This window comes from Pseudomonas sp. P5_A2_2 (genome assembly GCF_054177685.1).
Genome location: NZ_JBGCUL010000101.1, coordinates 1 through 10,153 on the forward strand (window position 1 = coordinate 1; position 10,153 = coordinate 10,153).

The 10,153-nt window shown below is 59.1% G+C and carries 11 protein-coding genes; 2 read left to right on the forward strand and 9 right to left on the reverse strand.

All coding sequences use genetic code 11. From position 1 onward, the window contains the following. The 9 genes from ACXRVY_RS09835 to ffh form a co-directional block, all read right to left on the reverse strand. The coding region (locus ACXRVY_RS09835) for a pyridoxal-phosphate dependent enzyme (protein ID WP_458237319.1) at positions 1-627 on the reverse strand (627 nt) is incomplete at its 3' end. Between the two features lie 66 nt (positions 628-693). After that, complete coding sequence (locus ACXRVY_RS09840) at positions 694-1,998, reverse strand: homoserine dehydrogenase (protein ID WP_150672390.1); 1,305 nt, start codon at positions 1,996-1,998, stop codon at positions 694-696. A gap of 131 nt (positions 1,999-2,129) precedes the next feature. Then, complete coding sequence (locus ACXRVY_RS09845; protein ID WP_458237320.1) at positions 2,130-2,861, reverse strand: DsbC family protein; 732 nt, start codon at positions 2,859-2,861, stop codon at positions 2,130-2,132. Positions 2,862-3,116: 255 nt separating this feature from the next. Continuing rightward, the gene (gene xerD, locus ACXRVY_RS09850) at positions 3,117-4,013 is read right to left on the reverse strand and encodes a site-specific tyrosine recombinase XerD (protein ID WP_223459906.1); all 897 of its coding nucleotides are present in this window, start codon (positions 4,011-4,013) and stop codon (positions 3,117-3,119) included. A 99-nt stretch (positions 4,014-4,112) separates the two neighbouring features. After that, positions 4,113-4,463: a 50S ribosomal protein L19 gene (gene rplS, locus ACXRVY_RS09855; protein WP_003175895.1), complete on the reverse strand. Its 351-nt coding sequence runs from the start codon at positions 4,461-4,463 to the stop codon at positions 4,113-4,115. 45 nt (positions 4,464-4,508) lie between these two features. Further along, on the reverse strand, positions 4,509-5,261 hold the full coding sequence (trmD, locus tag ACXRVY_RS09860) for a tRNA (guanosine(37)-N1)-methyltransferase TrmD (protein ID WP_149419047.1): 753 nt from the start codon (positions 5,259-5,261) through the stop codon (positions 4,509-4,511). Between the two features lies 1 nt (position 5,262). Further along, positions 5,263-5,799, reverse strand: a complete 537-nt coding sequence (gene rimM / locus ACXRVY_RS09865; protein ID WP_150754524.1) for a ribosome maturation factor RimM — start codon at positions 5,797-5,799, stop codon at positions 5,263-5,265. A gap of 5 nt (positions 5,800-5,804) precedes the next feature. After that, entirely contained in the window at positions 5,805-6,056 is a 252-nt protein-coding gene (gene rpsP, locus ACXRVY_RS09870; RefSeq protein WP_007972721.1) for a 30S ribosomal protein S16, read from the reverse strand. Positions 6,057-6,306: 250 nt separating this feature from the next. Further along, the gene (ffh, locus tag ACXRVY_RS09875; protein WP_056726162.1) at positions 6,307-7,683 is read right to left on the reverse strand and encodes a signal recognition particle protein; all 1,377 of its coding nucleotides are present in this window, start codon (positions 7,681-7,683) and stop codon (positions 6,307-6,309) included. A 210-nt stretch (positions 7,684-7,893) separates the two neighbouring features. On the opposite strand from ffh, the gene ACXRVY_RS09880 reads away from it, so the two are divergent. Next, on the forward strand, positions 7,894-8,706 hold the full coding sequence (locus tag ACXRVY_RS09880) for a cytochrome C assembly family protein (RefSeq protein ID WP_223459904.1): 813 nt from the start codon (positions 7,894-7,896) through the stop codon (positions 8,704-8,706). A gap of 12 nt (positions 8,707-8,718) precedes the next feature. Further along, on the forward strand, positions 8,719-9,951 hold the full coding sequence (locus tag ACXRVY_RS09885) for a transporter associated domain-containing protein (RefSeq protein WP_458237321.1): 1,233 nt from the start codon (positions 8,719-8,721) through the stop codon (positions 9,949-9,951). The last annotated feature ends 202 nt before the right edge of the window (positions 9,952-10,153 follow it).

Below are 10,153 nucleotides of genomic sequence, written 5' to 3' on the forward strand. Positions count from 1 at the left end.
GCCCTGGTCGGCGAAGCTCGCCTTGACCATTTCCTGGCAGTCATCGAAGTTGCCTTCGATGGCGATGTTGTGGATGTTCTCACCGAAGATGGTGGTCATCTGCCGACGCTGCACTTCGGACACACGGTTGTGCGGGTGCAGGATGAAGATGTCGACGTTTTCGCAGTGCTTGCAGCCTTCGATGGCGGCCGAGCCGGTGTCACCGGAGGTGGCGCCGACGATCACCACGCGCTCGCCGCGTTTTTCCAGCACGTAGTCGAGCAAACGACCGAGCAATTGCAGGGCGAAGTCCTTGAACGCCAGGGTCGGGCCGTGGAACAGCTCCAGCACCCATTCGTTGCCGTTCAGCTGACGTAGCGGCGCAACGGCGCTGTGGGCGAACACACCGTAGGTTTCTTCAAGGATTTTCTTGAAATCGGCATCCGGGATGCTGCCGGTGACGAACGGGCGCATCACCCGAAAAGCCAGCTCGTGATACGGCAGGCCGGCCCACGAAGCGATTTCTTCCTGGGTGAAACGTGGCAGGTTTTCCGGGACGTACAGACCGCCGTCGGTGGCAAGGCCTGCCAGCAGGACGTCTTCGAAATTCAGGGCCGGTGCCTGGCCGCGGGTACTGATGTAACGCATGACTGACTCCAATGGACAGTGTTCGTAGTGCCGGGCCCGCAAGCGAGCCCGGTCAACGATATCGGCTTAGTTCAGGTGCTCGACGCGGATCCGTACAACCGGACCGACCACACCCGCCAGGGCTTCCAAAGCAGCGATGGCATCGTTGATGCGCTGTTCCAGCACACGGTGGGTCAGCAGGATCATCGGCACCAGGCCGTCGTGCTCCTCGGCTTCCTTCTGCATGATCGACTCGATGTTGATGCCGCGCTCCGAGAGGATGCTCGCGACCTGAGCCAGTACGCCCGGATGGTCCTTGGCCTGAATACGCAGGTAGTAGGCGCTTTCGCAGGCTTCGATCGGCAGGATCGGGTGAGCCGACAGCGAATCCGGCTGGAACGCCAGGTGCGGTACGCGGTTTTCCGGGTCGGAAGTCATGGCGCGAACCACGTCCACCAGGTCGGCGATCACCGACGAAGCGGTCGGTTCCATTCCGGCGCCAGCGCCGTAGAACAGGGTCGAACCGGCAGCATCGCCGTTGACCATCACCGCATTCATCACGCCGTTGACGTTGGCGATCAGGCGATCGGCCGGGATCAGCGTCGGGTGCACGCGCAGTTCGATACCGGCCGCGGTGCTGCGCGCCACGCCCAGGTGCTTGATGCGGTAGCCCAGCGCTTCGGCGTAGTTGACGTCGGCGGTGGTCAGCCTGGTGATGCCTTCGGTGTAGGCCTTGTCGAATTGCAGCGGGATACCGAACGCAATGGACGCCAGGATCGTCAGCTTGTGAGCGGCGTCGATACCCTCGACGTCGAAGGTCGGATCGGCTTCGGCGTAACCCAGTGCCTGGGCTTCGGCCAATACGTCTTCGAAGGTGCGACCCTTCTCGCGCATTTCCGTCAGGATGAAGTTGCCGGTGCCATTGATGATCCCGGCTACCCAGTTGATACGGTTGGCGGACAGGCCTTCGCGGATCGCCTTGATTACCGGGATGCCACCGGCCACCGCTGCTTCGAACGCAACGATCACGCCCTTCTCGCGGGCCTTGGCGAAAATTTCATTACCGTGAACGGCGATAAGCGCCTTGTTCGCGGTGACCACATGCTTGCCATTCTCGATGGCCTTGAGTACCAGCTCGCGGGCAACGGTGTAGCCGCCCATCAGCTCTATAACGATGTCGATCTCAGGGTTCGTGGCCACTTCGAAGACATCGTTGGTAATCGCAATACCGGTCGTTTGGAACTGAGGCTTTGGCGTGCGCATGGCAATTTGTGCCACTTCGATCCCACGCCCGGCACGACGAGCAATTTCCTCGGCGTTGCGCTGAAGTACGTTGAAGGTACCGCCACCGACGGTTCCTAACCCACAGATGCCTACTTTGACCGGTTTCACTGTGAACTCCCCATAAAACGGCCGACTCGAGGCCGGCCGTGAAAACAACCGCATACTCGCGGCTCTCTATTGATGGCCCGGCGATGTCGCTGCCGGACCATGATCGTCAAGGCTTGCCGTGACGATGCGAATTACTTCGCGCCCAGCGCCAGTTTGGCGACTTGTGGCGCAGGCTGGTAGCCCGGAATGACCTGACCGTCGGCCAAAACGATGGYCGGTGTGCCGTTCACGCCAATCGACTGGCCGAGTGCGAACTGTTTGGAAACCGGGTTATCGCACTTGGCGGCCTTGATTTCCTTGCCGTCGACCATTTTGTCCATGGCCGCTTTCTTGTCTTTCGAGCACCACACCGCTTGCAGCTGCTCGTCACCCGGCGAACCAAGGCCCTGACGCGGGAACGCCACGTAACGCACTTCGATGCCGCGCTTGTTCAGCTCGGGCACTTCGGCGTGCAGCTTGTGGCAGTACGGGCAGGTGGTGTCGGTGAATACGGTGATGTGCGACTTGGTTTCGCCAATGGCCGGGTAGACAACGGTTTCGGCAACAGGAATATCGTTGATCAGCTTGGAGATGCCCAGGCGTTCGGTCTTCTCGGTCAGGTTGACCGGCTTGCCGTCCTTGAGATCGAACAGGTAGCCCTGAACCACGTACTGGCCGTCGGCACTGGCATACAGCACGCGGCTGCCTTTGAGCTTGACTTCGTACAGGCCGGGCAACGGGCTGGCGGTGATGGTCTCTACCGGCACTTCGAGCTGGAGGTTTTCCAGGCTTTTACGAATGGCCTTGTCGGCCGCGTCATCGGCGACGGCAAAGGTGCTGACCAACGCAATGGCTGCGGCGGCGAAAATCTGGGTCAGACGCATGAGAACTCCTGAAGGCGAACATATGGGACGATCAGAACGCCCGTGCCGAAACACCGGGTCATAACCGCCCATCGTGCAAACTGGCCCAGCCTATCACATAAGGTTCGCATGGCCGAATGCACCTGATGCAAGACATTGTGATCACCACAACCCCCTGTGGGAGCGAGCTTGCTCGCGATGACGGCATCACATCCAAAACATGTATCGACTGTCCGGCCGCTATCGCGAGCAAGCTCGCTCCCACAGGTTTTTCGGTTACCCCCGCGGATGGTGTTTGGCATGCAGATCCTGCAACCGTGCACGGGCAACATGGGTGTATATCTGCGTGGTCGACAGATCACTGTGCCCCAGCAGCATCTGCACCACCCGCAGGTCTGCACCGTGGTTGAGCAGGTGCGTGGCGAAGGCATGACGCAAGGTGTGTGGCGACAGTGACTTGCCGATCCCCGCCACCTTGGCCTGATGCTTGATCCGGTGCCAGAAGGTCTGGCGGGTCATCTGCTCGCCACGCTGACTGGGAAACAACACATCGCTGGGACGCCCGCCCAGCAGTTCACTGCGCGCATCACGCATGTAGCGCTCGACCCAGACAATCGCCTCCTCACCCATTGGCACCAGTCGCTCCTTGCTGCCCTTACCCATCACCCGCAACACGCCCTGGCGCAAATTGACCTGTTCCAGGGTGAGGCTGATCAGCTCGGTCACCCGCAAGCCGCAAGCGTAAAGCACTTCGAGCATGGCGCGGTCGCGCTGACCGATGGCTTCACTCAGATCCGGCGCCTTCAGCAGCGCTTCCACGTCTGCTTCCGACAAGGATTTTGGCAACGGCCTGCCAAGTTGCGGCATATCGACGCGTAACGTCGGATCGACTGTAATCAACTTTTCCCGTAGCAAGTAGCGATAAAAGCCACGCACACCCGAGAGAAATCGAGCAGTGGAACGGGGCTTGTAGTTTTGCTCCAGACGCCAGGCCAGATGATCAAGGATCAACTCGCGCCCGGCGTTGATCAACTCCAGCCCATTCTCCTGCAACCAACCGTTGAACAGCGCGAGGTCACTGCGATAGGCGTCTCGAGTGTTTTCGGAGAGACCTTTCTCCAGCCAAAGAGCGTCGAGAAACTGGTCAATCAGGGGATGATCAATGGCAGGCATAAAGGCTCAGGCAAGACCGGCAATACGGCCAGGGAAGATAAATCGCAGACAACAAAAAAGCAGCCCGCAGGCTGCTTTTTTTTGCATCGGAAGCTGGACTTAAGCCAGTTTTTCCTTGATGCGAGCTGCTTTACCCGACAGGTCGCGCAGGTAGTACAGCTTGGCTTTACGTACGTCACCGCGACGCTTGACAGCCATGCTGTCGATTTGCGGGGAGTAGGTCTGGAAAGTACGCTCTACGCCAACACCGTTGGAGATTTTACGAACGGTGAATGCACTGTTTACGCCGCGGTTACGCTTGGCGATAACAACACCTTCGAACGCTTGCAGACGCGAACGGTCGCCTTCCTTCACTTTCACCTGAACGACAATGGTGTCGCCCGGGGCAAAGGTAGGGATCTCTTTGGTCATCTGCTCTGCTTCGAGTGCAAGGATGATTTTGTTAGTCATGCTGTGCTCCTAAGGTAAATCGTCGGATCTACCATCGATACGTTGTTAACTATCGTCCCGCTCGCGGATGTATTCCTCGAGCAGCTTCTTCTCTTCTCCAGAAAGCGAGCGGCTTTCCAGAAGATCGGCGCGTCGTTCAAAGGTCCGACCAAGGGACTGCTGTAAACGCCAACGCCGGATGTGCGCGTGATTGCCACTTAGCAATACGTCGGGAACACGCTGATCCGCATACACCTCCGGTCGGGTGTAGTGCGGGCAATCCAGCAAACCATCCGTAAAGGAATCTTCCTCGGCGGAGTCCGCATGCCCTAAAGCTCCAGGCAGCAGTCGTGTAACCGCATCGATCAGGACCATCGCCGGCAGCTCGCCGCCAGACAGTACATAGTCGCCAATCGACCACTCTTCATCGACATGAGCATCAATAAAACGCTCGTCAATGCCTTCATAGCGGCCGGCAATCAGGATCAATGCATCCAGATTCGCCAACTCGCGTACCGCCGACTGAGTCAGTTGACGGCCTTGGGGGGACAGGTAAATTACCTTCGCCGCCTCCCCGGCTGCTGCCTTGGCCTGAACCAGAGCATCTTCCAGGGGCTTGATCTTCATCACCATGCCCGGACCACCGCCAAACGGGCGATCGTCCACAGTGTGATGTCGATCCGTCGTGTAGTCTCGCGGATTCCAACAGGTGAGCTGCAAGAGCCCCTGTTTCACCGCCCGACTGGTGATGCCGTAATCGCTGATGGCGGAAAACATCTCGGGAAACAGACTGATCACTTCTACGCGCAAGTTAGCCACGTTAGAAATCCGCGTCCCAATCCACCTTCATCTCGCCTGCTGCCAGGTCGATGGCCAACACGCATTGCTCCGTATAGGGCAACAGGCGTTCGCGATCATCCAGGCTGCCAGCGCAAGGCTTGACCACCATGACATCGTTCGAGCCGGTCTCCAGCAGGTGATCGATTTTCCCGAACAGTTGCCCGAGAGTGTCGATGACCTTGAGACCTTCCAGCTGGTACCAGTAGTACTCGCCGTCGGTCAGTTCAGGGAACAGGTTGCGCGGCACGCAGATCTCATAACCGGCCAGAAGACGAGCTTCTTCGCGATCATCGAGACCCTTGAGCTTTGCGACCAGGAATTTGTCGTTCCCGCGTCCGCTGACCAGCTCTACCTGCTTTACATTACCGTCACGCTTGAGCGTCCAGGTTTTGTAGTCCAGCAGGTTTTTAATCGGATCAGTAAAGGAGTACACCTTCACTTCGCCGCGAACGCCGTGAACAGAATAAATCTTGCCGATAACGATCAAATCATCAGCAATGGCTGGCGTCGCGTTCATATTGCTCAGGCCGCAGCCTTAGCAGATTCCTTCAACAACTGAGCAACGCGCTCAGAAGGTTGTGCACCAACGCTCAGCCAGTAGGCTACGCGCTCTTGGTTCACGGACAGACGAACTTCCTGACCACGGGCAACAGGGTTGAAGTAGCCAACCTGTTCCTTGTGCGAACCGTCGCGCGGGTTGCGGCTGTCGGTTACGGTCAAGTGGTAAAACGGGCGCTTTTTGGAGCCGCCAAGGGCAAGACGGATTGTTAGCATGTGAACATCGTTCCTGTAGTCGGTGCTGCAAATCTAAAGGCACAGCGGGCATGGGTGCCCGAAAGGCCGCATATTCTAAGGAATATCCGGACTTTTGCAAATGACTTTTTCCGGCGGTCTATCGGCCGCCATGCAGATTTGCTATAGAGCCGTCGTTGAAAACGGCCGATCAGCTCCCGCCAAGTGCGGGTTTGCTGTGTATCCCACGTCCGTGTGGGGCAGCGCCGACCTGATGGCCGGCGCGGATTCTTTACATTTTCGGCATACCGCCGCCGGGCAACATTCCGCCCATGCCGCGCATCATCTTGGCCATTCCGCCTTTCGCGGAGAATTTCTTCATCATCTTCTGCATCTGCTTGTGCTGCTTGATCAAGCGGCCGATGTCCTGCACCTGGGTGCCGGAACCCATGGCGATCCGACGCTTGCGCGAACCGCTGATCATCTCAGGGTCGCGGCGCTCGGCCGGGGTCATGGAGTTGATGATGGCTTCCATCTGCTTGAATTGCTTTTCTGCCGCGCCCTGGGCGTTGCCCATTTGCGCCAGGTTCACGCCACCCATGTTCGGCAGCTTGTCCATGAGCCCGCCGAGGCCGCCCATGTTTTTCATCTGTTGCAGCTGATCGCGGAAGTCTTCGAGGTCGAAGCCCTTGCCCTTCTTCAACTTTTTAGCAAGCTTGTCGGCTTTGTCCTTGTCGAGCGTCGCCTCCGCCTGCTCGATCAGGCTGAGCACGTCGCCCATGCCGAGGATGCGCGAGGCGATACGTTCAGGATGGAACGGATCGAGCGCTTCGCTCTTCTCGCCCATACCGATGAACTTGATCGGCTTGCCGGTGATGGCACGCACCGACAGCGCGGCACCGCCACGGGCGTCGCCGTCGACCTTGGTCAGGATCACACCGGTCAGCGGCAATGCATCGCCGAAGGCCTTGGCCGTGTTGGCGGCGTCCTGGCCGGTCATGGCGTCGACCACGAACAAGGTTTCGACCGGGTTGATCGCGGCATGCAGTGCCTTGATCTCGCCCATCATCTCTTCATCGATGTGCAGGCGACCGGCGGTATCGACGATGACCACGTCGATGAATTTTAGCTTTGCTTCCTTAATAGCCGCTTGCGCGATCTCGACCGGCTTCTGGCTCAGGTCGGACGGGAAGAAGGTAACGCCGACTTCACCGGCGAGCATTTCCAGCTGCTTGATCGCCGCGGGACGGTAAACGTCGGCGGACACGACCATGACCGACTTCTTCTTGCGCTCTTTAAGGAAGCGCGCGAGTTTGCCGGCGGTAGTGGTTTTACCGGCGCCCTGCAAACCGGCCATCAGGATGACYGCTGGCGGCACGGCGCTCAGGTTCAAATCTTCGTTGGCCGCGCCCATCAGGCTTTCAAGTTCGGCCTGGACGATCTTCACGAAGGCCTGGCCCGGCGTCAGGCTGCGCGACACCTCGGTGCCTACGGCACGTTCCTTGACCGAATTGACGAAGTCCTTGACCACCGGCAGGGCGACGTCGGCTTCGAGCAACGCCATGCGCACTTCGCGCAGGGTGTCTTTGATGTTGTCTTCAGTCAGCTTGGCCTTGCCGGTGACATGGCGCAGCGTCTGCGAGAGACGGTCGGTTAAGTTTTCAAACATTGCGCGATCCTTTCAGGCCCTGTGTAGACCGGGATAATGGCGGCCCGGACCGGACTAAACGTGTGCTCGGCGAGCCTGCGGCGTGGGCAGGTCGCGGATTATAGCGAAGACTGTGGCTGGCGGACACCTCGCTGTCGGCTTGCGCGGTCTTTCGTGTGGCAGGGGTTCTATGCCAAACTCAGCGACTTTCGGGCTTGCCTAACAGGATTTATGCTCCCCTTGTCACCCAGCTTGCTTACTACCCTCGCCGCCGCCTGCTTGTATGCCGCTGCGACCATATATCAGGGCACTCGCCTGGCTTCCGGCGCCAAGGTCAACAAACGCCTGCTGGTCATGCTCGGCGTGCTCGCCGTATTGGCCCACAGCGCCAGCCTGCTCACCCACCTGCTGACCCCGGGCGGCCTGGCCCTGGACTTCTTCAGTGCCGCCAGCCTGATTGCCGTAGCGGTCATCGCATTGACCCTGCTGGCCTGCTCGCGGATTCCTGTGGAGAACCTGCTGGTCCTGCTGTTCCCGCTTGGCGCCCTTACCGTGATGCTGGCGCATTTTGCTCCCGCCGGCACGGTACAGGTCATCGATGAGGAGCCGGGCATCCTCGCCCACATCCTGCTTTCGATTCTGGCCTACGGCATGTTCACTATCGCGGTGTTCCAGGCCTTGCTGCTGCTGGTTCAAGACCATCAGCTCAAGCACAAGCACCCATCCGGGCTGATCAAGAACTTCCCGCCACTGCAAACCATGGAAAGCCTGCTGTTCGGTTTCCTCTGGGCCGGCTGGACGCTGTTGTCGCTGTCGCTGATTTCCGGCTGGCTGTTCGTCGAAAACCTGTTCGCCCAGCATCTGGTGCACAAAACCCTGCTGGCCTGCCTGGCCTGGGTCGTTTTCAGCGTGCTGCTGTGGGGACGCAATCGCCTCGGCTGGCGCGGGCACAAAGCGATTCGCTGGACCCTGGCCGGTTTTTGCCTGCTGATGCTGGCGTATTTCGGCAGCAAACTGGTTCGTGAATACATCCTGCATATCTGACGGGCGGCATTAATGGACGACTTGCCCATAGGGCCGATGCTCGCGGTAGTGACCCTGCTGATTTTATGGTCGGGACTGTTTACCGCCATCGAAGCGGCGCACCAGCATTTACTGGCCCAGCGCACCGCAACGCGTTCCAGCGACAAACCGGTGGCGAAACTCAGCTTCCCCTTGGCCAGCCTGATTTTTTGCAACACCCTCTGCCGTGCACTCGTGGTAGTCATCAGCACCTTGCTGGCAATTTTTACCTGGGCCGAGAACGGCCCGTGGGTCGCTTGCCTTGGGGCGGGCGCCATTTTGCTGGTGTTTTCCGACTATTTGCCCCGAGCGCTCGCCACCCGCTATCCGGATGCGATCCTGGCCCAGGGCAACAATCTGTTGCGCGTGCCGCTGAAAATCATCTATCCCGCGGCATGGTTGCTCAACAGCATCAGTCAATTGCTGATGCRACCGTTCGCCCGTAAAGCCAAAGTAGTACAGCAGAGTGACGACGAAACGCTGAAGGAGCGGCATGCGCCCTCCGAAACCGTAAGCCGCCCTCACCCGCTGCCAGGCATCCACGCGCTGGACAACATTACCGTCAATGACATCCTGGTACCGCGCAGCGACGTGGACGGCATCAATCTCGATGACCCCATCGAAGAAATCATCGAGCAATTGCGCCACAACAGACGTACTCGCCTGCCGGTGTTCCACAGTGATATCAACCAGGTCGAAGCCGTCCTCAACACCCGACACATCCTGCACTTGCTGCCCGATGCGAGCCTGACCCGGGAAGCGTTGCTGGCGGCCAGTCACGAGCCGTACTTCGTGCCGGAAAGTACCCCGTTGCAGTTGCAACTGCTCAATTTCCATAAGCAGCAGCGGCGCCTGGGCATGGTGGTCGACGAATACGGCGAAGTGCTGGGCATTGTCACCCTGGAAGACATTCTCGAAGAAATCGTCGGTGAGTTCGAAAGCCAGCACAGCGTGGACAATCCGCACATTCATCCGCAAGCCGACGGACGCCTGGTGATCGACGGTGCCGCCTCCATTCGCGAGCTGAACAAGAGCCTCGGCTGGCACCTGCCCAGCGATGGCCCGAAAACCCTGAACGGCTTGGTCACCGAGGCCCTGGAAACCATTCCCGAAAGCGCGGTGTGCCTGAAGATCGGCCGCTACCGCCTGGAAATTCTCGAGACCGAGGACAATCGTGTCACGCGGGTGCTGATCTGGCAGACCAGCTCGATGCCTGTGGTTATCTAAAGGTCAACGCAGCTTTCCGTGGCGACTCAAGCCTCTTGTTCGATCGTTAGCCACCTTTCTATAATCGAAGCGCTTACCCAAGCCTCGCCGGCCCCGTGCTTACCCCGCACTTCGCAGCTTCCGGCCCGACCATCAACAAGAACCGCAGCAAACCGACGACTGTTCCTACCTGAAACAGCGACCGCGCCCTCACCCACATCCC